The 21,380-nt window shown below is 65.0% G+C and carries 22 protein-coding genes; 7 read left to right on the forward strand and 15 right to left on the reverse strand.

Annotated features, from left to right (window positions below; all coding sequences use genetic code 11):
* Positions 1–24: 24 nt before the first annotated feature.
* Together alr and LQT98_RS14600 are read right to left on the reverse strand one after the other, a co-directional pair.
* Positions 25–1,092, reverse strand: a complete 1,068-nt coding sequence (alr, locus tag LQT98_RS14595; protein ID WP_231463162.1) for an alanine racemase — start codon at positions 1,090–1,092, stop codon at positions 25–27.
* 2 nt (positions 1,093–1,094) lie between these two features.
* Complete coding sequence (locus tag LQT98_RS14600) at positions 1,095–2,402, reverse strand: D-amino acid dehydrogenase (protein WP_231463164.1); 1,308 nt, start codon at positions 2,400–2,402, stop codon at positions 1,095–1,097.
* A gap of 136 nt (positions 2,403–2,538) precedes the next feature.
* Here LQT98_RS14600 and LQT98_RS14605 point away from each other — a divergent pair, with 136 nt between their 5' ends.
* The 3 genes from LQT98_RS14605 to LQT98_RS14615 all read left to right on the forward strand — a co-directional run bounded on the left by LQT98_RS14605 (position 2,539) and on the right by LQT98_RS14615 (position 4,820).
* Positions 2,539–3,027, forward strand: a complete 489-nt coding sequence (locus LQT98_RS14605; RefSeq protein ID WP_048410473.1) for a winged helix-turn-helix transcriptional regulator — start codon at positions 2,539–2,541, stop codon at positions 3,025–3,027.
* 125 nt (positions 3,028–3,152) lie between these two features.
* The gene (locus tag LQT98_RS14610; protein ID WP_231463166.1) at positions 3,153–4,280 is read left to right on the forward strand and encodes a methyl-accepting chemotaxis protein; all 1,128 of its coding nucleotides are present in this window, start codon (positions 3,153–3,155) and stop codon (positions 4,278–4,280) included.
* A 72-nt stretch (positions 4,281–4,352) separates the two neighbouring features.
* Positions 4,353–4,820, forward strand: a complete 468-nt coding sequence (locus LQT98_RS14615; protein ID WP_043641076.1) for a YbaK/EbsC family protein — start codon at positions 4,353–4,355, stop codon at positions 4,818–4,820.
* 671 nt (positions 4,821–5,491) lie between these two features.
* Here LQT98_RS14615 and LQT98_RS14620 read toward each other — a convergent pair.
* The 11 genes from LQT98_RS14620 to LQT98_RS14670 form a co-directional block, all read right to left on the reverse strand.
* Complete coding sequence (locus tag LQT98_RS14620) at positions 5,492–6,688, reverse strand: tryptophan--tRNA ligase (RefSeq protein ID WP_231463168.1); 1,197 nt, start codon at positions 6,686–6,688, stop codon at positions 5,492–5,494.
* 84 nt (positions 6,689–6,772) lie between these two features.
* Complete coding sequence (locus tag LQT98_RS14625; protein WP_231463170.1) at positions 6,773–7,414, reverse strand: site-2 protease family protein; 642 nt, start codon at positions 7,412–7,414, stop codon at positions 6,773–6,775.
* Positions 7,415–7,610: 196 nt separating this feature from the next.
* Positions 7,611–8,231, reverse strand: coding sequence for an L-threonylcarbamoyladenylate synthase (locus tag LQT98_RS14630; RefSeq protein WP_048410477.1), 621 nt, complete (start codon positions 8,229–8,231; stop codon positions 7,611–7,613).
* A gap of 6 nt (positions 8,232–8,237) precedes the next feature.
* Positions 8,238–9,107, reverse strand: coding sequence for a 3',5'-nucleoside bisphosphate phosphatase (locus tag LQT98_RS14635; protein WP_231463171.1), 870 nt, complete (start codon positions 9,105–9,107; stop codon positions 8,238–8,240).
* A 2-nt stretch (positions 9,108–9,109) separates the two neighbouring features.
* Entirely contained in the window at positions 9,110–9,298 is a 189-nt protein-coding gene (locus LQT98_RS14640; protein ID WP_019101808.1) for an oxidoreductase-like domain-containing protein, read from the reverse strand.
* Positions 9,295–9,510, reverse strand: coding sequence for an RNA-binding S4 domain-containing protein (locus tag LQT98_RS14645; RefSeq protein ID WP_231463173.1), 216 nt, complete (start codon positions 9,508–9,510; stop codon positions 9,295–9,297). Before LQT98_RS14645 ends, LQT98_RS14640 begins: the two co-directional genes overlap by 4 nt.
* A 200-nt stretch (positions 9,511–9,710) precedes the next feature.
* A complete protein-coding gene (locus LQT98_RS14650) occupies positions 9,711–10,274 on the reverse strand; it encodes an AAA family ATPase (RefSeq protein WP_231463175.1) in 564 nt (187 codons plus the stop codon).
* Positions 10,275–10,765: 491 nt separating this feature from the next.
* The gene (locus LQT98_RS14655) at positions 10,766–11,764 is read right to left on the reverse strand and encodes an asparaginase (RefSeq protein ID WP_231463177.1); all 999 of its coding nucleotides are present in this window, start codon (positions 11,762–11,764) and stop codon (positions 10,766–10,768) included.
* A gap of 185 nt (positions 11,765–11,949) precedes the next feature.
* Positions 11,950–12,453 (reverse strand): hypothetical protein, encoded by a 504-nt coding sequence (locus tag LQT98_RS14660; protein WP_231463179.1) that lies wholly within the window; start codon positions 12,451–12,453, stop codon positions 11,950–11,952.
* 173 nt (positions 12,454–12,626) lie between these two features.
* Positions 12,627–13,136, reverse strand: a complete 510-nt coding sequence (locus tag LQT98_RS14665) for a hypothetical protein (protein WP_231463181.1) — start codon at positions 13,134–13,136, stop codon at positions 12,627–12,629.
* A gap of 199 nt (positions 13,137–13,335) precedes the next feature.
* Entirely contained in the window at positions 13,336–14,052 is a 717-nt protein-coding gene (locus LQT98_RS14670) for a UTRA domain-containing protein (RefSeq protein WP_231463183.1), read from the reverse strand.
* A 209-nt stretch (positions 14,053–14,261) separates the two neighbouring features.
* Between LQT98_RS14670 and LQT98_RS14675 the strand changes: the two genes are divergently transcribed.
* The 4 genes from LQT98_RS14675 (at position 14,262) to LQT98_RS14690 (ending at position 18,169) form a co-directional block, all read left to right on the forward strand.
* Entirely contained in the window at positions 14,262–15,356 is a 1,095-nt protein-coding gene (locus LQT98_RS14675; RefSeq protein ID WP_231463185.1) for an ABC transporter substrate-binding protein, read from the forward strand.
* Between the two features lie 67 nt (positions 15,357–15,423).
* Entirely contained in the window at positions 15,424–16,335 is a 912-nt protein-coding gene (locus tag LQT98_RS14680; RefSeq protein ID WP_231463186.1) for an ABC transporter permease, read from the forward strand.
* Positions 16,332–17,147: an ABC transporter permease gene (locus LQT98_RS14685; protein WP_231463188.1), complete on the forward strand. Its 816-nt coding sequence runs from the start codon at positions 16,332–16,334 to the stop codon at positions 17,145–17,147. The genes LQT98_RS14680 and LQT98_RS14685 overlap by 4 nt, the downstream gene beginning before the upstream one ends.
* Positions 17,148–17,167: 20 nt before the next feature.
* On the forward strand, positions 17,168–18,169 hold the full coding sequence (locus LQT98_RS14690; protein ID WP_231463190.1) for an ABC transporter ATP-binding protein: 1,002 nt from the start codon (positions 17,168–17,170) through the stop codon (positions 18,167–18,169).
* On the opposite strand, the gene LQT98_RS14695 is transcribed toward LQT98_RS14690, so the two are convergent.
* Together LQT98_RS14695 and LQT98_RS14700 are read right to left on the reverse strand one after the other, a co-directional pair.
* Positions 18,166–20,010, reverse strand: coding sequence for a methyl-accepting chemotaxis protein (locus tag LQT98_RS14695; protein ID WP_231463191.1), 1,845 nt, complete (start codon positions 20,008–20,010; stop codon positions 18,166–18,168). The two genes, LQT98_RS14690 and LQT98_RS14695, sit on opposite strands and share 4 nt — an antisense overlap.
* A gap of 215 nt (positions 20,011–20,225) precedes the next feature.
* Positions 20,226–21,338, reverse strand: coding sequence for a DUF1615 domain-containing protein (locus LQT98_RS14700; RefSeq protein ID WP_231463194.1), 1,113 nt, complete (start codon positions 21,336–21,338; stop codon positions 20,226–20,228).
* Positions 21,339–21,380 lie beyond the last annotated feature (42 nt).

Genomic DNA, 21,380 nt, shown 5'->3' on the forward strand with positions numbered 1-21,380 from the left:
ATCTTTCAGAAGATCAGAAAAAACTTATTCGAATATAAAGCGAGCGCGCTTGATATTGCACAGCAATTCATAGGAAATGCTGCCGGCGGCGGCGGCCACCTCGTTGACCGACACCGTGTCGCCCCACAGCTCCACCTCGCTGCCGATGCCGGCGGCGGGCAGTTCGCTCAGGTCCACGGTGATCATGTCCATCGACACCCGGCCGATGATGCGCGAGCGGCGGCCGTCCACCGCCACCGGGCTGCCGCTGGACGCCAGCCGCGGATAGCCGTCGGCGTAGCCGCCGGCAATCAGGCCCACCCGGGTCGGCCGTTCGGTGACGAAGTTGTTGCCGTAGCCGATGGGCTCGCCGGCGGCCAGCTCGCGCACGCCGAAGATGCGGCTGCTCAGCCGCATCACCGGTTTCAGCTCATCGCCCTGCGGGAAACCCGCCGGCAGCGGGCTGGCGCCGTAAAGCAGGATGCCGGCGCGGCCCCAGTCGCGGCGCGCGCGCGGATGGCACAGGATGCCGGCGGAATTGGCCACGCTCTCCTCCCCCGGCAGGCCGGCGGTGGCTGCGTCGAAGCTTTCGATCTGCGCCAGGGTCATCGGCACCGTCGGCTCGTCGGCGCGGGCGAAGTGGGTCATCTTGACGATGCTCTCCGCCTTGCCGCTGGCCTGCAAGCGTTCCCAGGCCGCGCGGTAATGCCGCGGCAGAAAGCCCTCGCGGTGCATGCCGCTGTCCAGCATCAGCCAGACGCGGAACGGCGCAGCAGGCTGGGACTCCTCCAGCATGCGCAGCTGTTCTTCGCTCTGCACCACCAGCCACAAGCGGTGGCGCTCGACCTCGGCCAGTTCGGCGGCCTCGAACACCCCTTCCAGCAACAGGATGGGCGCGCTCACGCCGGCGGCGCGCAGGTGCAGCGCTTCCTCAAGACAGGCGACGGCGAAACCGTCGGCGACATCGGCCAGCGCCTGGGCACAACGCGCCGCGTCGTGGCCGTAGCCGTTGGCCTTCAGCACCGCCAATACCCGCCCGCCGTGCTGGCGCTTGGCCAGCAGGTAGTTGTCGCGCAGGTATTGAGTGCGGATGGTGGCGATCAGCGGCCGCATGCTCAAGCGCCCGCCACGGCCGGCCGCGCGGCCGGCACCACCAGGGTCTCGCCCTGTTTGGCGTAGCGCTGCATGGACAGACCGTCCAGGCTGATCTCCGGCTTGGCGCCGGTGATGATGTCGGCCAGCACCTTGCCGGAGCCGGCGCCCATGGTCCAGCCCAGGGTGCCGTGGCCGGTGTTCAGCGACAGATTGGCGAAGCGGGTGCCGCCGACGATGGGCGTGCCGTCCGGCGTCATCGGGCGCAGACCGGTCCAGAAGCTGGCGGCCGGGATGTCGCCGCCGTTCGGATACAGATCGCCCACCACCATTTCCAGCGTTTCGCGGCGGCGCGGGTTCAGCGACAAATCGTAGCCGGACAGCTCGGCCATGCCGCCGACGCGGATGCGGTCGTCGAAGCGGGTGATCGCCACCTTGTAGGTTTCATCCAGCACCGTGGACACCGGCGCGCCGGCCGGATTGGTGATCGGCACGGTCAGCGAATAGCCCTTGACCGGGTAAACCGGAATATCGATGCCCAGCGACTTGACCATGTCGCGGGAGAAGCTGCCCATCGCCACCACGTAGTGATCGGCGGTCAGCAAATCGTCGCCGATGCGGATGCCGGTGATGCGCTTGCCGTCGCTCTCGATACCGTCCACGCTCACGCCGAAACGGAACTTCACGCCCTTGGCGCGCGCCATCTCGGCCAGGCTGGCGGTGAACAGATTGCAATCGCCGGTTTCGTCATTGGGCAGTTGCAGGCCGCCGGTCAGCTTGTGCTTGACGCTGGCCAACGCCGGCTCCACCTCGGCGCAGCCGTCCCGGTCCAGCACCTTGAAATCCACGCCGCATTCCTTGAGCACGGCGATGTCCTTGCTGACGCCATCGACCTGGGCCTGGCTGCGGAACAGCTGCAGCGTGCCGCCCTGGCGCGCCTCGTAGCCGATGCCGGTTTCGACGCGCAGCTCTTTCATCTTGTCGCGGCTGTATTCGGCCAGACGCATCATCCGGCTCTTGTTCACCGCGTAAGCATCTTCATTGCAGTTGGCCAGCATCTTGGCGATCCACTGCAGCTGGTACAGGCTGCCGTCCGGCTTCACCGCCAGCGGCGCGTGACGCTGGAACAGCCATTTGGCCGCCTTCAGCGGAATGCCCGGCGCGGCCCAGGGGGTGGAATATCCGGGGGAAATCTGGCCGGCATTGCCAAAGCTGGTTTCCAAGGCCACGCCTTCCTGGCGCTCCAGCACCGTCACATCGCAGCCCGCCTTGGCCAGATACCAAGCCGTGGACACACCCAGAACACCGCCGCCCAGCACGATCACCTTCATTTTCTCTCTCCGTTTGCAGCACTACATGGCTATAGTGATTTTGCGTAGTATATTAATGAAACACTGGGTTTTTTCACCAAAGTAGCGTCAGACTACAGATTTTTAAACTGCAAACTTTTATATACATAGTGAAAACATGAAGAAAAGTTCAAGCAGCGACAAAGCGCTGGATAAAACCGACCTGAAAATCCTGCGCCTGCTGCAGAAAAACGGCCGCATCTCGATGACGGAACTCTCTGAAAAGGTGGGACTTTCCACCACGCCGTGCACCGAGCGGGTACGCCGCATGGAGCGCGACGGCATCATCGAAGGCTATTACGCCCGCCTCAATCCGCATGCGATGGGCGCGGCGCTGCTGGTGTTCGTGGAGATCAAGCTGGAAGCCAAATCCGGCAATATCTTCGACGCCTTCCGCCGCGAAATCATGCGTATCCCGGAAATCCTGGAATGCCACCTGGTGTCCGGAGAATTCGACTACCTGATCAAGGCGCGCATCCCGGACATGTCGATGTATCGCAAGCTGCTGGGCGACATCCTGCTGCAACTGCCCTCGGCCAAGGAATCCAAGAGCTATGTGGTGATGGAAGAGGTCAAGGAGACGCTGCAACTACCGCTGGGAGAATAAATTAACCCTTTAAAATCATGCGATTGCACTTGATTTAAATCAAAAAAGGCTTGCATTCCCCTTCCGTCTCAGCCAAACCACAAGCAGCTGTTGCTTGAGTGAAACTACCTAGGCGGGAGATGAGGATGTTCGGCTTCATGAAGGCGGTCGACAAGACCGCGGACGCGGCGCGCCAGGTGCGCCAACTGGAAAGCGTGCTGGACCACGCCGACAATCTGATCATGCTGTGCGACACCAGCCGCGACAACACAATCTTTTACATGAACAAGACCGCGCGCGAGATTCTGGGCCGGCATCGAGAAATGATGAACCAGAAATTCCGCGCCGGCGTCGACGTCAAGAACGCCCACGACCACAGCATCCACCAATTCCACCGCGACCCGGAGCACAACCGCCGCATCCTGGCCGATCTGGCCAGCCGCAAGATAGACCAGCATATCGCGATGATTCCGGTGGGCGAGGTCATGTTCAAGACCAAGGTGTTTCCAATCTGGGACACCGCCCATCCCGATCAACTGCTGTGCTTCATGGCCAGTTTTCAGGACGTGTCCGCCGAAGTGCGCGCCCAGCAGCTGCAGGATCAAGGCAATCAGCGCCGCGAATTCCTGGAGGTCCGCATCAACGAGTTGTCGGAAAACATGCAGGCGATGAGCGCCACCATCCAGAACGTGGCGGTGCAAACCGCCTCCGCCTCCGAATCCTCCGAGCTGATGCTGGGCGAGGCCAAGAAAAGCATGGCCATCGTCAGCGACACCAACCAGGGCATGCTGCAGGTGGGCGCCATGGTGCGCCAGACCGCGGACAGCCTGGTCTCGCTGGGCCAACGCTCGGAAGCCATCGGCCACATCGTCAACGTGATCAAGGATATCGCCGACCAGACCAATCTCTTGGCCTTGAACGCGGCGATCGAGGCGGCGCGCGCCGGCGAGATGGGCCGCGGCTTCGCCGTGGTGGCGGACGAGGTGCGCAAGCTGGCCGAGCGCACCACCAAGGCCACCCAGGAAATCGGCGACATGATCCGCGCGATCCAGGGCGAGGTGCAGCAAAACGTGCGCGCCATCGAGCAAGGCCGCGAACAGGTGCAGACCACGGAAAGCGACTTCCAGCGCGCCGAGGGCGCCTTGCAAACCATAGTCGGCGAGATCAACACCATGCGCAATTTCGTGGTGGAAATCGCCAACGCCGCGGAAGAACAGGCCGCCACCTCGCAGGACATCGCCGATAAGCTCAGCGACATCACCCGGCAGGACTGAAGTAAAAACGCTTCACAAGCAAAGGATGGGGCGGAATAATGAAACGCCCCACCCTTCGCTTCGAGGCCAGACATGAGCTTAGCGTCCGTCCAGGCGTTTTTCGCCGCCCGTCAGCTGGACATCCCCATCATAGAGCTGGAAGTCAGCACCGCCACCGTGGCGGAAGCCGCCGCCGCCCACGACGTGGAGCCCGGCCGCATCGCCAAGACCCTGGCCTTCCGCCTGAACGACGGCCGCGACGTGATCCTGGTGGCGCGCGGCGACGCCCGCATCGACAACCGCAAGTTCAAGGACGCCTTCGGCAAGGGCAAGATGCTGCCGCCGGACGAGGTGGAAGCCATCACCGGCCATCCGGTGGGCGGCGTCTGCCCGTTTGGCCTCGCCACCGAGCTGCCCATCTATCTGGACGTGTCGCTGCAAGCCTACGACGAAGTGCTGCCGGCCGCCGGCGCCGTCCACAGCGCGGTGCGGCTATCGCCGCAGCAGCTGCACCACATCACCCAGGCCGACTGGGTGGATGTGTGCCAGGCTTTTGCCTAGAAACCATTTACGCTCCGCTGCGCCTAGTCCCGAGCCGCGCGGCCGAAGCGATGCAAAAAGCCGCCGTTTGTCGCCAAACGACGGCTCAAGCTTTCCCGCGGCGGAATCCCCGCCGCCTGCCACGCCAGGCCGGCGCGCTATTGAGACGCCCGCGCACCCCGGCCAAGGCGCCGCCACCGTCTTCCCATGCGGCGCGGCGACATACAGGCCGGACAGGCGCAGCCAGCAGTCAGCGCTTAGGCGCGGCGGTAGCCGGCTTTCAGCCTATCAGGATCAAGGGAAAACAAGGTTCGCGGAACGCGATTCGAATCAATCATGATGATGTCTCCGATATGGGTTAAGCCTGCTTCCCGCTGTCAAACGGGAGCGGCAGGCACCTGACAGGGTTGACAGACCGGCATATCGGGACCGGCAGCCCACGAGGGGCTCCCCGCCAGCGCCTGCCATCTATGCGTGCGCCGACACAGACAATGTCGCACGATGGCGGCAAGTCTGCCGATATGTTTTAGGAGCTGTCAAACCCACTTGTGCCGAGATTGCGACGGCACGCGGGGATTGTTGGCGAGGCGGATGGATAAGTCAAGACGGCGTGGTCCGCGCCGCCGGCGTCCGCCATGCCAAGAAAAACGCCCGGCAAGCCGGGCGTTTCGCATCCATCCAGACAACGGCGCTCAGTAGCCCAGCCCCATCGCGTCCTTGACGTCCTGCATGGTGGCGCGCGCCACTTGCTCGGCCTTGGCGTTGCCGGCGGCCACCACTTCCTTGACCAGATTGGGATTGCTCAGATACTGCTCGGCGCGTTCAAACATCGGCTGCTGTTCGCGGAGTACGCCGTCTATCACCGGTTGCTTGCAGTCCAGGCAACCGATGCCGGCGCTGGTACAGCCCTGCTTCACCCATTCGCGGGTATCCGCGTCGCTGTACACCTGGTGCAGCTGCCATACCGGGCATTTGTCCGGGCTGCCCGGATCGGTGCGGCGCACGCGGGCCGGATCGGTCGGCATCGCCCGCACTTTTTTGGTGACGGTGGCCGGGTCTTCGCGCATGGTGATGGTGTTGCCGTAGGACTTCGACATCTTCTGACCGTCCAGGCCCGGCATCTTGGACGCCTCGGTCAGCATCGCCTCGCATTCGGCCAGAATGCTCTTGCCCTTGTTCTCCAGCCAGCCGAACAGCCGCTCACGGTCCGCCGCGCCCAGGTTCTGGCTGGCGGCCAGGATTTCGCGCGCGCCGGCCAAGGCTTCGGCGTTGCCGTCTTGCAGATAGGCGGTGCGCAGGCGGTCGAATTCCTTGCCGGCCTTGCCTATCTTCTTCACCGCGGCGCGGGCCAGTTCTTCGAAGTTGGGTTCGCGGCCAAACAGGTTGTTGAAGCGGCGCGCCACTTCGCGGGTCAGTTCGATATGCGGCACCTGGTCTTCGCCCACCGGCACCAGGCCGGCCTTGTAGATCAGGATGTCGGCGGCTTGCAGCAGCGGATAGCCGAGGAAGCCGTAAGTGCCCAGGTCCTTGGTGGACAGTTTTTCGATCTGGTCCTTGTAGGTGGGCACCCGCTCCAGCCAGGACAGCGGGGTCACCATGGACAGCGCCAGGTGCAGTTCCGCGTGCTGCGGCACTTTGGACTGGATGAAGACGGTGGCCTGCTCCGGGTCCACGCCGGCGGCCAGCCAGTCTATCACCATGTCCCACACGCTCTTGCCGATGATGGAGACGTCGTCGTAATTGGTGGTCAGCGCATGCCAGTCCGCCACCATGAAATAACAGTCGTGAGTGCTTTGCAATTGCACCCAGTTCTTGATCACGCCGTGGTAGTGGCCAAGGTGCAGGCTGCCGGTGGGGCGCATGCCGGAGAGAATGCGGTTGGCGAACATATGTGAATTCCGTTTCAGGTAATGAGCGCGACTGCGCCGGAAACGAATTTCCGGCGCGTCAGGATGGGGATGAACCAGGCCGCTTTAAATCAGGGCGCGCACCAGCCCGTACATCAGGCCATAGAACGGCCGCAAAATGGTGGACAGCAGGCCGGTGAAAATCAAGGCCAGCAACACCCACATGCCGTAGGGCTCCAGCCTGGAATATTTCCAGGCCATGCCCGGCGGCAGGAAGCTCTCCACGATGCGGCCGCCGTCCAATGGCAGAATGGGCAGCAGATTGAGCAGCATCAGCGAGATATTGATGCTGATGCCGGCCTGGCTCATCAGCGCCAGCGGCTCGCTATAGCTGGTATCCATGCCGATGGCCAGTTTGAACAGCAGCACCCACAGCAGCATCATCAGCAGATTGGAGGCCGGCCCGGCGGCGGCCACCAGCCGGCCATGCTCGCGCGGCTTGCGCAGCGCGCCGAAGTTGACCGGCACCGGCTTGGCCCAGCCAAAGATGAAGCCGCCCAGCGTCACCGACAACAAGGGCAGCAGCACGGTGCCGATCGGGTCGATGTGCTTGAGCGGGTTCAGCGTCATCCGTCCCATCATATAGGCGGTGCTGTCGCCGTAACGGCGCGCCGCGTAAGCGTGGGCGGCCTCGTGCAGGGTGATGGCGAACAGCACCGGCAGCGCGTAAATAGTGATTTTCTGAATCAGAAGATTAATGTCGCCCATGATGTCTCTTGTGGGTTGAAAACAGTGTAGTGATGAGGCAAAGGCGGTGCTTAGAACCTGTTTACGATCTGCTGCGCGTCGTGAAACGTGACACGGTGAGTCCACCTTCGAAATGCTCATGTAGCACGTGTACATTCCGCTTTCTCAGCCGTTTTCGCCTTGTCTCGCCTTAGCTCGCGAGATCGTAAACAGGTTCTTACAGACCGAACGGCGCCGGATCTCCCTTGCCGCGGCGCAACAGCTCCACGCCCTCGGTCATGTCGATCACGGTGGTGGGATCGGTGCCGCACCAGCCGCCGTCTATCACCGCGTCCACCGCGTGCTCCAGCCGCTCGCGGATTTCATACGGATCGGTCAACGGTTCCTCGTCGCCGGGCAGCATCAGGGTACAGGACAGAATCGGCTCGCCCAATTCTTCCAGCAAGGCCAGCGCCACTTTGTGGTCCGGCACCCGCAGCCCTATGGTGGAGCGCTTGGGATGCAGGGTGCGGCGCGGCACTTCGCGGGTGGCTTGCAGGATGAAGGTGTAGCTGCCGGGGGTGGCGGCTTTCAGCATGCGGAACTGGCTGTTGTCCACCTTGGCGTAGTTGGCCAGTTCGGACAGATTGTGGCAGACCAGGGTCAGGTGATGACGCAGGTCCAGCTGGCGGATGTCCAGGATGCGCTCCATCGCCGGCTTGTCGCCCAGCATGCAGCCCAGCGCGTAACAGGAGTCGGTGGGATAGACCACCACCCCGCCCTCGCGCAGGATCTTCACCGCTTCGCGCACCAGCCGCGCTTGCGGATTGTCCGGGTGGATCATGAAAAACTGTGCCATGTAAGGTCAGCCTTGTGCCAGGTCCGCGGGCCGGATGATGCGCGCGGCCAGCGCGTTCCAGATGGGTTTGCAGATCGGCGGCAGGTCGTCGGTGCGGCCGACGTCGCGGCCGCCCTCGCCCGGCGCGTGGAAATCGCTGCCGGCGCTGGAGTACAGCTCGTGGCGGTCCGCCAATAGCGCGAACTTGTGCATATCGTCCAGGCTGTGGCTGCCGCTGGCCACTTCGATGCCGCGGCCGCCAGCCTGCTTGAAGTCGTTGATCAGCCGCTCGATCAGGGTGCGGCCCATATCGTAGCGGCCGGGATGGGCGATCACCGCCTCGCCGCCGCCGGCGCGGATCCAGCCCACCGCGTCTTCCAGGCTGGCCCATTCATGCGCCACATAGCCGGGCTTGCCCGGGGTCAGGAATTTGCGGAACACGGTGCGCACGTCCTTGACCTGGCCGCTGTTGACCAGGAAGCGGGCGAAATGGGTGCGGCCTATCATTTCCGGGTTGTCGCACAAGGCCATCGCGCCGTCGAACGCGCCTTGAATGCCGGCCTTGACCAGTTCGTCCGACATCTGCCGCGCGCGGTTGACGCGGCCGTCGCGTATCGATTGCAGGCCGGCGGCCAGCGTCGGCTGTTCCGGGTCTATGCCCAGGCCGACGATGTGCACGGTGTGCTTGCCCCAGCTGACCGAGACTTCGACGCCATTGAGGAAGGCCAGGCCCTGCCGCGCCGCCTCGGCCCGCGCCGCGGCCAGGCCGTGGGTGCAGTCGTGGTCGGTCAGCGCCACCAGGGTGGCTTCGCGCTCGGCGGCGCGCGCGATCACCTGCTCCGGCGGCAAGGCGCCGTCGGAGGCGTGGGAATGAAAGTGCAGATCGATGCTGGCCATGCTCATTGTCCGTTGGCGGCGGCCTGGCGCGCGGCTTCGCGCAACTCCCAGGCGGCCAGTTTGGCGCGGTATTCCGTCATCAGCGCGTTATAGCTGTCCCAGATGCACGGGTCGCAGCCGCTGCCGCAGCAAGCGTCGTCCGGCGGGGGCTCGGGCGCTTCCGGCGGCGGGTCGAAGTCGTCGTCGTTCATGGCGCCACGACGCGGATGGCAAAGCCATCGCCGCTGACTTGCTGGCCCACGCGGATCTTGCAGGTTTTGCGCAGTTCCACCTGGCCGTCCACGCGCACATTGCCTTCGGCGATGAAATGCTTGGCGGCGCCGCCGGAATCGCAGACATTGCAGGCTTTCAGCAGGTCGCACAAGGCGATGTATTCGCCGCTCAATTCAAAGGTTTCGTTCATTTTTGCACACTCGATTGGGACAGGGCTGTGAGCGGGCTGTGGACAAGAGCCGCAGCGCCTTCATTTTTCACGCCTTTTTACTGTCGCTTATTTTTTAATCTACCGCCGACAACTATCCACGCGCTGGCAGGACAAGCTTGTGGGCCTGTTGTGGATAATTGCGGCAATTTGCTGAATTTCCAGCGCTTTATTCTTGCCGCTCAAAATTTAGGCAACTCGCCCGGCCAGATGGCGGCCAGCGCCGTCCGCGCCTGCGCCATCCGCTGCGCGTGCGCGCCATGCACCCGCGTCGCGTTCACGCCCGCGTCTTGCAGCGCCTGCCGGTAGAGGCCGAACAGCCAGTCGCGCTGGGTCGGGTGGCTGCGCAGCGGGTCCGGCTCCCAGGGGATGTCAGCCTCGGCCAGCAGGGTCAGCGCGTAATCGCCGGGCCGGTACAGCGCAAGCAAGCCGGGGCTGCAATGCCCGTGCGCCACCTCGCTCCAGATCTTGCAATTCAACGCCGTGGTGTCGCACAACAAGACTTGGACGCCGCCAGCCAATGACTGTTCCGCCGCCAACTGTCCGCGCGCCACCTCCTCGATGATCTCCGGCGTGGAGCGGTACGGCCGCGTGGCGAAATAATCGCGCGCGTATTCCGGCACCCAGGCGGCGGCAATGCCGGCCGCGTTCAACGCTTCCGCCAGCGCGCGCGCCAGCGTGGTCTTGCCGCAGGACTCCGGCCCCACGATGGCGATCTTCAACGGCCGCGCCGCGCCTTCTGACATCCTGCTGCTCTCGAACATACGGAAAAGCGTTCAATTATACGCCGCTTGCCGCGCTATCAACAGCCGGACCGCTGTTCTCAACAAGCCAGGGGGACAGCCCTGTGCGCCAGCTGTGGACAATGACGCTAAGCCCTTGCCGTGAAATGGATTTGTTCGACCTGCTCAAAAAACAGGCAATTCATTGGATTACTCACATCCAGCGTGAAAAGCCGTGTGGGACAATTGTGGATAAGGCCGCCAAGTCCTTGTTCCGCCAAGCGCATTTTCGACCGCTTATTTTTTAGGCAAAACAGCACGCCTTTTCAGGATGACGGCATACAAAAACGCCCACCTCGGCCATGGCCGGCCATGGCTGGCCGCCAGCGCCGCTTGCCCACACCCAAGGTGTAAAGCCATGTGGGCGAGCTGTGGACAAGCGCGGCAAGGCCCTGAAAAACCGGCACAAAAAAAGGCTGCTCAAAAAATGAGCAGCCTGGATAGTGAACGGCGTCTTAATGCGCGCTCATCTCGCCGCGCAAGGGCCGGGCCAATTGCGCCGCCAGCTGCGGGCCGCTGAGGCCGGCGGACAGCAGCACATGCAGCTTGGCCAGCGCCGCTTCCGGCGTCAGGTCCGCCCCGGCCACCGCGCCGGCGCGCGCCAGCGGCTGACTGGCGGCGTAAGCGCCCACTTCCACCGCGCCGCGCGGCGCCTGGGTGATGTTGAGCACCGCGCCGCCGCGCGCGGTCAAGGCCCGCACCCCCGCCAGCAGCGTCGGATCGGCCGGCGCGTTGCCGCTGCCGTAGCTCATCAGCACCGCCGCGTCCAGCGCCGGGTCCGCCATCAGACGGCCGGCCAGCGCCGCGCCCTGGCCCGGGCTCAGGAACAGGCAGGCAATGCTCAGGTCTTCGCGCAGCGTCAGCGCCTGGAATTCGCCCTGCCCGCGCAGCCAGTCGGCCTGGTTCCAATGCGGGTGGATGGCGAAGCGGGCCAGCGGCTCGGCATTGGGCGCGCCAAAGCCGGCGAAATGCTCGACGTCCAGCTTGCGGGCGCGGCAGCCGCGCAGCAGCAGGCGGTCGAAGGCGATGGCGACTTCGTGCAATGCCGGCTGGCAGGCCGATTCCAGCGCGTCGGCGACATTGTTCCAGCCGTCGGAGCGCGGGTGCAGCAGCGGCAGTTGCGCGCCGGTCAGCACCACCGGTTTGGCCAGGCCACGCAGCGCGAAGGCCAGTACGCCGGCGGTATAGGCCATGGTGTCGGTGCCGTGGATGACGACGAAGCCGTCGTAGTCGTGATAACGCTCGGCCAGCGCGGCGATGATGCGGTTCCAGTGGCGTGGCTCGATGGCGGAGGAGTCGATCAATTCCTCGAATTCGACCACGTCGAAATCCAGGCCGGGACGGCGGAAGCGCTCCAGCAGGCCGGGCAGCAGCCCAGGCGACGGCGCCAGGCCGTCCGGGGTTTCGGTCATGCCTATGGTGCCACCGGTGTACAACACTAAAACGCGGCTCATGCGATCTCCTGCGAAGGGCGAATGTCAGGGATGGCATGGTAGCGCAATTCTCCGCGCTCGCGGCGGCGACGGCGGCAGACCTGGCGCAAGGGACGAGGGGTGGAACGAATGCGCCGCGCCGCCGCGAAGCGGATTTCTGCAGTGGTTCGCGACGACGCGGCGGGAGCAATGATCGCGGAACGCCGTCAGCGCAGCGCGTCGGAAATGGCGATGTTCACCGCCCGCTTGGCGGCGTCGATATGGTAGACGATGTCGCGCTGCAAGGAGCGCAGATAGGGATCGTCCTCGCGATGGCCGGCGTCCTGACGCGCCTTGTCCAGCAACAGCAGCGATTGGTGGAAGCGATCTTCCGGCCGCCAGCTGGCGTCCGGCGGCATGCGCTCGAACGGGTCTTTGCCGTCGTTGATCGCCGCGTCGCGCATCCGGCGCAGCGCCTGGTTGATTTCGTCGACGGCGTGGCGCTCGTCATTGCTCACCTGCGGCGAATCCGGCCGCGCCAGCAGGTCGCGCGCCATGCGCAAATCGCTCATCGCGTGCAGATAGTAGGGGTGTTGCTCCGGCTGCCAGTGGTGCTGTTCCCAGCTCCAGGGATCGCCGTCGCGCCAGGGGTCGGCGGCCTGGGCCGCCTGGCTGGCGGCGGCGCACAGGATCAAGGCGGCCAGCAGGCCGCGCGCGGTCGTGAATTGCATGATGTGCTCCTTTTGGCTTAGAACATGTTTGCGATCTGCTGCGCGTCGTGGGGCATTACACGGTGTGTACGGCTTCAAAATACTCATGTACCACGCGTACATTTCACTTTCTCAGCCGTTTTCGCCTTGTCTCGCCTTGTCTCGCCTTAGCTCGCTAGATCGCAAACAGGCTCTTAGCGCAGCGCGTCGGCCACCGCTTGTTGAGTGGCGCGCTTCGCTTCGTCGATGTGGTGAACGATGCGGTGTTGCAAGTCCCGCACCCAGGGATCGTCCTCGGCGTGGCTGGCGTCGCGGCGCGCCGAATCCAGCAGTGACATCGCTTTGTGGAAGCGGTCGCTGGCGGGCAGATTGGCGTCCGGCGGCTCGCCCTGCCACGGGTTCTTGCCGTCTTCGATCGCCGCGCGGCGCATTTCGTCGAGCGCGGCGTCGATTTCCGCCACCGCGCGGCGCTCATCGCTGGCCACCGGCTCGTAATCCGGCCGCGCCAGATAGGCGCGCGCCATGCGCAGGTCGCTCATCGCGTGCAGATAATAGGGATGCTCGGCCGGGTGCCAGGCATGCGGCGCCGGCGGCGGGTTGCGGTAGACGATCTGGGTGCGCGGCGGCGTCACCACGCAGGCGCTGAGGCCCAGGCAAGCTAAGGCGATGGCCGCGGGCAGGAGGCGGCGGGTAAGGGATGGCATGTTTCCTCTCCGGTAAAAACGCCGTTTATGGCAACGGCTTGATCCATTCAGCATCGCCCGGCGGCGCCGCGCTGTCAGCAGCGATCTGGTGTCGGCATGTAAGCGTTTGTAGCCGGAAACCGGCAAAAAACCGTCAGTGATTAAGCAGGCGTGAAGCCGGCAGCCTGAATTGCAAACAGCGATGAAGAAGCCGCCGGTTTCATGCGCTGCGCACGCTGACGCGCACCGCGTCGTGGCGCCAGTATTCGTAATCGCAGTCCAGCGCGGCACCGGCGGCGTCGCGATTGACGCGGCGTATCAGCAGCACCGGGCTGCCTTCGGCCAGCATCAGCGCCTGGGCCACGCGGCCCTGCGCCGCCGCCGGCAGGATGTCGAAGGCCGCCGCCGCGTATTCGATGCCGTAATGACGGCGATACAGGCCGGTCAGCGATTGGCGCAAATCCTGCTCCTGGATGCCGGGGAAGCGCTCCGGCCGCAGGAAGTGCTCGACATAGAGCGCCACTCTGCCGTCCAGGCTGCGCTGACGGCAGATTTTCCACAGCGAGCTCAAGGGCGGCACTTCCAGCGCCCGGCACAGCTCGGGCGAGGCCAGCACGGTTTCCACGCTCAAGAGCCGGGTTTCCGCCGTCCGCTGCTGGGCGTCGGCCATGCGCTGGAAATGGTTGCCGTACAGCGGCGCGTATTCCAGCCGCGGAAAAGCGACGAACCAGCCGCGTCTTTCCTCGCGGTAGACCCGCCCTTCGGCCTCCAGCACGCTCAGCGCCTCTTTCAAGGTGATGCGGGTGGTGGCGAACAGATCGGCCAGCGCGCGCTCCGACGGCAGGCGGTCGCCCGGCCGCAGCAGGCCGCCGTCGATTTGCTGCAATAAGGCGGCGCGGATGCGCGCGGCCTGGGAAAGCGGTTTCGCTTCAAGCATCAGGACTAGTCCAGCAATCAGATCGATGCCGGCTTTTTAACAAGCGAAAATGACAAGGAAATGAATGCGCGCGCGCGCCGCAAACCGGGCCGGAACCGATTCGTCACTGTTGTGCAATCAAACTGCCATGTGTCGTAAACCGGAATGTCATCAAGGCGGCATACCATCAGCATCGCCTTTATTTGACCTAGTCCAAAGGGATGGATGCCATGAACAAACCGTTGCGCTGCGCCGTGCTGGGCGCGCTGGCCTTGCTGGCCAACACCGCTTTCGCCGACAACCTGAGCGCGCTGATCCAGGCCGCCAAGAAGGAAGGCGAGCTGAATGTGATCGCCCTGCCCCATGATTGGTGCGGCTACGGCGGCCTGATTGCCGGCTTCAAGGCCAAGTACGGCATCAAGGTGAACGAGCTGAATCCGGACGCCGGCTCCGCCGACGAACTGGAGGCGATCAAGGCCAACAAGAACAACAAGGGCCCGCAGGCGCCGGATGTGATCGACGTCGGCCTGTCCTTCGGCCCGCAGGCCAAGGCCGCCGGCCTGTTGCAGCCGTACAAGGTATCCAACTGGAAGAGTATTCCGGACAGCGTCAAGGACAAGGACGGTTATTGGTACGGCGATTACTACGGCGTGCTGGCCTTCGAGGTGAACAAGGATCTGGTCACCAAGACGCCGACCGACTGGAGCGATCTGCTGAAGCCGGAATACAAGAACGCGGTGGCGCTGGCCGGCGATCCGCGCGTCGCCAACCAGGCGATCCAGGGCGTGTTCGCCGCCGGCTTGTCCCAAACCAAGGGCAATGCGGCCAAGGCCGCCGACGCCGGCCTCAAGTTCTTCGCGCAATTGAACAAGAGCGGCAACTTCGTGCCGGTGATCGGCAAGGCCGCCTCGCTGGCCCAGGGCAGCACCCCCATCGTGATCCGCTGGGACTATAACGCGCTGGCCGACCGCGACACCCTGAAGGGCAACCCCAAGGTGGAAGTGGTGGTGCCCAAGAGCGGCGTGGTCGCCGGCGTCTACGCCCAGGGCATCAGCGCCTACGCGCCGCACCCCAACGCCGCCAAGCTGTGGCAGGAGTATCTTTTCTCCGACGAGGGCCAGTTGGGCTGGCTCAAGGGCTATTGCCACCCCACCCGCTTCAACGATCTGGCCGCGCGCAAGAAAATCCCGCAGGACTTGCTGAGCAAGATGCCGGACGCCAGCGCCTATAAGAAGGCCCTGTTCCCGACGCTGGAGCAGCAGGAAGCCTACAAGGCGGTGATCACCAAGCAGTGGGACAGCGTGGTGGGCAGCAACGTCAAGTAAGCCGTTTCGCCCTGATTGGCGCGCGGCGCTTCCGCCGCGCGCGGGCTCTCTTTGGAAACACGCCCTCATGTCCGCATCTTCCGATCCCCTCGCCGCCCGTTCCGGCCCGGCGTCGTCGCGCCGCGCCGGCGGTGGCTTCGTCTCGCTGTCCTGGCTGGGCGTGGCGCCGTTCTTTCTGTTCGCGCTGCTATTCCTGCTCCTGCCCACCGCCCGCTTGCTGTTGGGCGCTTTCCAGGACGCCGACGGCCATTTCACGCTGAACAATATCGCCCGGCTGTTCGAGCCGGCGATTCTCGACGCCTACAAGATCAGCCTGCAGATCAGCGCCGCCTCGGCGCTGTTGGGCGCGGTCTTCGGCCTGTTGCTGGCCCTGGCCGCCATCCGCGGCCGGCTGCCCGGCTGGATACGGCCGACGCTGACCACCTTTTCCGGGGTGGCGTCCAATTTCGCCGGCGTGCCGCTGGCCTTCGCCTTCCTGGCCACGCTGGGACGCATGGGACTGGTGACGGTGCTGCTGCGCCGCTACCTGGATTTCGATCTCTACGCCGGCGGCTTCAGCGTGCTCAGCTTCAGCGGCCTGACGCTGACGTATCTGTACTTCCAGATTCCGCTGATGGTGCTGATCGTCAGCCCGGCCATAGACGGCCTCAAGACCGAATGGCGCGAGGCCTGCGACAGCCTGGGCGGCTCCGCCTTCGCCTACTGGAGCCGCGTCGCGCTGCCGGTGCTGTGGCCCAGCATCCTGGGCGCGGCGCTGCTGCTGTTCGCCAACGCCTTCGGCGCGGTGGCCACCGCTTACGCGCTGACCGGCAGTTCGCTCAACATCGTCACCATCCTGCTCTATGCGCAAATCCGCGGCGACGTGCTGCACGATCAGAACCTGGGCTATGCGCTGGCGCTGGGCATGATCGTGGTCACCGGCCTGTCCAACGCCGCCTATATCTGGCTGCGCAGCCGCGCGGAAAGGAGCCGCTCATGACACACCAACCTGCCCACCAGCCGCCGTCGCGGCTGGGCGCCTGGATCGCCGTCGCCGTGGGCGGCCTGTATTTCCTGCTGCCGCTGCTGGCTACCTTCGAGTTCAGCCTGAAGATGCTGCGCGAGGGCTATAGCTTCGCCGCCTACCAGACGGTGCTGCAGGACCCCGGCTTTCAGCAGAGCTTCGCCTATTCGGTGCTGATGGCCTTGCTCACCATCGTCATCGGCATCCTGCTGGTGGCGCCCACCGCGTTCTGGATCCAGCTCAAGCTGCCGCAGCTGCGGCCGCTGGTGGAATTCATCACCCTGCTGCCGCTGGTGATCCCGGCCATCGTCATCGTGTTCGGCTATCTGCGCCTGTTCGGCAGCGACGCCTGGCTGCCCTTGACCGGCAGCGAGCGCGGCACCGATCTCTTGCTGGTCTGCAGCTATGTGACGCTGGCGCTGCCCTATCTGTACCGTTCCATCGACGCCGGCCTGTCCGCCATCGACGTGCGTTCGCTGGCCGAGGCGGCGCAAAGCCTGGGCGGCGGCTGGCGGGTGATCCTGCTGCGGGTGATCTTCCCCAATATCAAATCCGCGCTGCTGTCCGGAGCCTTCCTGACCTTCGCCATCGTCATCGGCGAATTCACCATGGCCAGCTTGCTGGCGCGGCCGGCCTTCGGACCGTATCTGCAATTGATCGGCGCCAACCGCGCTTATGAGCCGGCGGCGCTGGCCATCATCGCCTTTTTGATCACCTGGGCGGCCATGGGCCTGCTGCAGGTGGCCGGCCGCCATCGCCGCGCCTTGCGCGAGGCGGCCTCTCACTGAACTTGGGAACGCATTCATACATGGCTTATCTGGATATCCAACATCTGCACAAGCGCTACGGCCAGCACACCGTGGTGCACGACTTCAATATGCGCGTGGAAGCCGGCGAATTCGTCACTTTCCTGGGCCCGTCCGGCTGCGGCAAAACCACGGTGCTGCGCATGATCGCCGGCTTCGAGACGCCCAGCGGCGGCGTGATCCGCATGCAGGGCGAGGACATCACCGCCTGCGCGCCGCAGAAGCGCGGCATCGGCATGGTGTTTCAAAGCTATGCGCTGTTTCCCAATATGAACGCCGGCGAGAACATCGCCTTCGGCCTGAAGATGCAGAAGCGGCCGGCCGCCGACATCCGCCGCAAGGTGGCGGAGGCGCTGGCGCTGGTGGAGCTGTCCGGCAAGGAGGCGCACTATCCGCACCAGTTGTCCGGCGGTCAGCGCCAGCGGGTGGCGCTGGCGCGCGCGCTGGTGGTGGAGCCGCGCATCCTGCTGCTGGACGAGCCGCTGTCGGCGCTGGACGCGCGCATCCGCAAGAATCTGCGTGAGCAGATCCGCGACATCCAGCGCCGCCTGGGGCTGACCACCATTTTCGTGACCCATGACCAGGAAGAAGCGCTGACGCTGTCAGACCGCATCTTCGTGATGAACCAGGGCAAGGTGGAGCAGGAAGGCTGCGCCGAGACCATTTACACCCAGCCGGCCACCGAGTTCGTCGCCCGCTTCATGGGTAATTACAATCTGCTGTCGGCCAGCGAGAGCCGGACGCTGCTGGGCCTGGAAATCCAGGGCCACCTGGCGATCCGCCCCGAATCCATCCAGTTGCTGACCGAGGCCGACGCCGGCGACAGCCTGCCGGCGGTGGTGCGCCAGCGCCAGTTGCTGGGCAATATCATCCGCTATCAGGTGGAAAGCGCCGGCACCCTGTTGCAGGTGGACCGGCTCAACCACGGCCCGGCCGACGTGCTGGCCGATGGCGCGCCGGTGCGCTTGCGCATCCGCCGCGACGATATGCGCGAGGTGCGCTAAACCTCCGGAGGGCGGCGGAAATAGGCCATCTGCCGGCGCAAGCTGCCGGCCCGCTGCGACACTTCCTGCGCCGCGGCCGACAGTTGCTCGCTGGCGGCGGCATTGCCCTGGGACAGCTGGCTCAGGCCCTGCATGGTCTGATTGATGGTGCCGACGTGCTGGGCCTGGACGATGGCTTCCCTGGAGATGGCCGATACCTGCTCCCGGGTCAGTTCGCTGGATTCGACGATGGCGCCCAGGCTCTTGCCGGCGGCTTCCGCCAAGCGCACGCTGCCGGTGGCCACCTGGCCTATCTCCTTGGCCGCGGCCTGGCTGCGCATCGCCAGCTTGCGCACTTCGTCGGCCACCACGGCGAAGCCCTTGCCCAGTTCGCCGGCGCGCGCCGCCTCGATGGCGGCGTTCAGCGCCAGCAGATTGGTCTGGTAGGCGATGTCGTCGATGATCTCGGTGCGCTGGGCGATCACATGCATCGCCGCTATGGTTTCGCCCACCACCCGCTTGCCCTCTTCCGCCTGACGCGCCGCCTCGCTGGCGATATCGCCGCTGCGGCCGGCGTCGCGCGCCATCGCGAACATCTGGCCGGCGATCTCGTCCACCGCGTGACTGGTCTGCTCGATGTCGGCCGAAGTGCGGCAGGCGCTGTCGGACAAGCCCTGTGAGGCACTATTCAACTGCAGCGCGGCATTGGCCACCGCGTCCGCGTCCTGCTGCACCTGCAGAATCACTCCGCTCAGCTTCCGCCCCATCTGGTGGATATGCGCGGCCAGGCTGCTGTCGTCGGCCGCGGCCAGCGGCAGGCGGAAGTCCAGTTGGCCGCCAGCCAGCTCGCGCATGCCCTGCGCCACTTCATCCGGCTCCGCCCCCAATGTTTTCAGGATATTGCGCGCCATCCACACCGCGGCGCCTATCGGCGCCAGCACGCCGATCAACACCGCGATCGCCAGCCAGCTTTGCCAGCGCGCCGCGTCCGCCTGTCGCGCCAGCGCCTGGCGGATGCGGTCCAGCAACTGGCCCTGCACCCCGAACAAGGCGTCGATCCGCGCGCTGGCCAGCTGGAACCACTCCTCGCTGCCCAGGCTTTGCATCGCGCCGGGACCGCGCGCCAGCACGCCGTCGCGCGCGGTCTCGTATTGCGAGCTGGCGTTCAGCGCCCGAGCCAGCAGGGCCTCGTCGCCGCCGCTCTGCCGGTACAGGCCGCGGCACAAGGCTTCCTGCGACACCATGCCGCTGGCCAGGCGGAAATCGGTGAGATTGAAGTTGCCCACCACCAGCACGCCGCCGATCAAGCCGCGCGCGCGGCCGGTGTACTCCTTCTGGCAATGCAGCGCCGCCCATTGCTGCACCAGCGCGCGCACCTCGTCGCTCTGCGAATAAAACAGGGTGATCACCCGGGACAGGTTTTCGATGATGTCGGTGTAGCGATCAAAAGCCGGTAAGGGCGAAACATGCCGCGCATCCACCTCGCGCCGCAGGCTGGCCAGCGCGGCCGAGGCTGGTAACTGCTGATCCAGAAAGCCGGCCAGCTTGGCGGAGATATCCTCGCCCCGCTGCCGGCGCAGCCACGCCAGCGCCTCGTCCGCCCGCTGCCGCTGTTGCTGCAAGCCCGGCGGCGGCGGCTGATGCGCGCTCAGGAAACGGTTGCTCAAGCCCCTCTCTATCTGTAAGGCCTGGATCAGTTCGCCCACGCTCCGCACACTGTCCGCCAGCGCCTCGTCGCGCTGCAACGCGCGCGCCAGCTGCCATTGCTCATGGGCCTGCCATAGCGCACCGCCCAGCAACAGCAACACCAGCGGTGCGATCAACAAGGCCAGTTTGTGCGCCAGCTTCAGACGTACGCGCATCGGAACTCCTGTTCGCGTGCATGGACGAAGACTCCGCCTTGGAAGCGGAGGGCTGTTCGAGGAATCGGTTCTATGCCTCGCGCGAGCTCGCGAGATCGCAAACACGTTCTAACTATAGGTGGCCGGGCAAGGCAAGCCCAAAAGCATTAAGACCCGCTAACCAAACCCCAGCGGTTCTCGTGTCTCGCTCTTGCTCGCTAGATCGTAAACACGTTCTAAGCCCCCGCGCGCGCCAGACAGCTTTGATAGCGGCCATCCACGCGCCGGGCGAACCACTCCGTGGTCAGGCGGCGGGTGAACTTGGGGCTGACCAACACGATCTGCGGCATGATTTCGCGCGGCGCCCTGGCGCCGGCCAGCGCGAAGACTTTCTGGTACAGCGCGGTCTGAGCGAAGCCGGACAGCTTCTCCAGGCGCAGGTCGCGCAACATATCGTCCGCGCTCATGCCTAGCCGGCCGGACAAGGCCTGTAGCGCTTTCTGGGTTTCGCTGGCCTCGCCGGACAAGGCCCGGTTCATCTTGTCGCGGTACAGCATGATGTCGCCATCCAGCGCCAGCTTGCGGCCGCTGAGACGAGCCACCGCCTGCTGGAAGGCGGCGTTGCGGCTGGCGTAGCGGCCGGCGTTGTAATCGGCGAAGCGGTAGACCATCTGGCTGTAAGGCGCCGGGTATTGCAGCAGGATGGCGCTGCCGAAATACACGCTGCCGCGCCGGGTGAACACTTCGTCGCGCAGGCTGCCGGCGTAGCGATAAGGATAGGGCCAGGCGCGGACATGGGTTTCCGCGAACGCCACGCTGACCTGCATCGGACCGCCATCGCGGATCGGGTTCTTGTGTTCGAAGATGGTCTGGCCGAACGGCAGCTCGCGCACCATGTCCTCGAACAGCGCGTTCATTTCGCGCTTGGTGCGCAGCGCGTCCACCCGCTGCTTATAGCTGCGGCCGTCCGGGGATTTCTTCTGCATCGCGGCGTCCACCACGAAGCCGGGAATCAGGTATTTCTGCCGCCGTTGTTCGATCTCGCCCCAGACGATCTTGGACAGATTGGGCACCACCGGGTCCGGGCTGAAGCCGGACTCCTGCTCGGCCACCGCCAGCACCGCGCAGAAATATTTCGGCGTATAGGGAATCTTCAGATGGCTGAACGCGCCGATGATGTCGGCGTTCCAGCCCTTGCGGTCCGGAATGCCTGCCGGCAGCAGGCGGTTGAGCAGTTCGCCGCCCTGCGCGTCCGTGAGCGCCGGACGGCTGGCCGGCTTGCCGATGGGCGGAGGCGGCGTGACAGCCGGCGCCGGCGTCGCCAACGGCGTGCTGGCTTCGGGCGTCATTGTCGGAACTGGCGCGGGAAGTTCGGAAACGGGCGCCGAAAC

Origin of the sequence: Chromobacterium aquaticum (assembly GCF_021129195.1) — a bacterium.
Taxonomy (GTDB): Bacteria; Pseudomonadota; Gammaproteobacteria; order Burkholderiales; family Chromobacteriaceae; genus Chromobacterium; species Chromobacterium aquaticum.

Bases quoted from the DNA above. Each gene is read 5' to 3' on its own strand.
- alr (WP_231463162.1), bottom strand. From the start codon at position 1,092: ATGCGGCCGCTGATCGCCACCATCCGCACTCAATACCTGCGCGACAAC.
- LQT98_RS14600 (WP_231463164.1), bottom strand. From the start codon at position 2,402: ATGAAGGTGATCGTGCTGGGCGGCGGTGTTCTGGGTGTGTCCACGGCT.
- LQT98_RS14605 (WP_048410473.1), top strand. From the start codon at position 2,539: ATGAAGAAAAGTTCAAGCAGCGACAAAGCGCTGGATAAAACCGACCTG.
- LQT98_RS14610 (WP_231463166.1), top strand. From the start codon at position 3,153: ATGTTCGGCTTCATGAAGGCGGTCGACAAGACCGCGGACGCGGCGCGC.
- LQT98_RS14615 (WP_043641076.1), top strand. From the start codon at position 4,353: ATGAGCTTAGCGTCCGTCCAGGCGTTTTTCGCCGCCCGTCAGCTGGAC.
- LQT98_RS14620 (WP_231463168.1), bottom strand. From the start codon at position 6,688: ATGTTCGCCAACCGCATTCTCTCCGGCATGCGCCCCACCGGCAGCCTG.
- LQT98_RS14625 (WP_231463170.1), bottom strand. From the start codon at position 7,414: ATGGGCGACATTAATCTTCTGATTCAGAAAATCACTATTTACGCGCTG.
- LQT98_RS14630 (WP_048410477.1), bottom strand. From the start codon at position 8,231: ATGGCACAGTTTTTCATGATCCACCCGGACAATCCGCAAGCGCGGCTG.
- LQT98_RS14635 (WP_231463171.1), bottom strand. From the start codon at position 9,107: ATGGCCAGCATCGATCTGCACTTTCATTCCCACGCCTCCGACGGCGCC.
- LQT98_RS14640 (WP_019101808.1), bottom strand. From the start codon at position 9,298: ATGAACGACGACGACTTCGACCCGCCGCCGGAAGCGCCCGAGCCCCCG.
- LQT98_RS14645 (WP_231463173.1), bottom strand. From the start codon at position 9,510: ATGAACGAAACCTTTGAATTGAGCGGCGAATACATCGCCTTGTGCGAC.
- LQT98_RS14650 (WP_231463175.1), bottom strand. From the start codon at position 10,274: ATGTCAGAAGGCGCGGCGCGGCCGTTGAAGATCGCCATCGTGGGGCCG.
- LQT98_RS14655 (WP_231463177.1), bottom strand. From the start codon at position 11,764: ATGAGCCGCGTTTTAGTGTTGTACACCGGTGGCACCATAGGCATGACC.
- LQT98_RS14660 (WP_231463179.1), bottom strand. From the start codon at position 12,453: ATGCAATTCACGACCGCGCGCGGCCTGCTGGCCGCCTTGATCCTGTGC.
- LQT98_RS14665 (WP_231463181.1), bottom strand. From the start codon at position 13,136: ATGCCATCCCTTACCCGCCGCCTCCTGCCCGCGGCCATCGCCTTAGCT.
- LQT98_RS14670 (WP_231463183.1), bottom strand. From the start codon at position 14,052: ATGCTTGAAGCGAAACCGCTTTCCCAGGCCGCGCGCATCCGCGCCGCC.
- LQT98_RS14675 (WP_231463185.1), top strand. From the start codon at position 14,262: ATGAACAAACCGTTGCGCTGCGCCGTGCTGGGCGCGCTGGCCTTGCTG.
- LQT98_RS14680 (WP_231463186.1), top strand. From the start codon at position 15,424: ATGTCCGCATCTTCCGATCCCCTCGCCGCCCGTTCCGGCCCGGCGTCG.
- LQT98_RS14685 (WP_231463188.1), top strand. From the start codon at position 16,332: ATGACACACCAACCTGCCCACCAGCCGCCGTCGCGGCTGGGCGCCTGG.
- LQT98_RS14690 (WP_231463190.1), top strand. From the start codon at position 17,168: ATGGCTTATCTGGATATCCAACATCTGCACAAGCGCTACGGCCAGCAC.
- LQT98_RS14695 (WP_231463191.1), bottom strand. From the start codon at position 20,010: ATGCGCGTACGTCTGAAGCTGGCGCACAAACTGGCCTTGTTGATCGCA.
- LQT98_RS14700 (WP_231463194.1), bottom strand. From the start codon at position 21,338: ATGACGCCCGAAGCCAGCACGCCGTTGGCGACGCCGGCGCCGGCTGTC.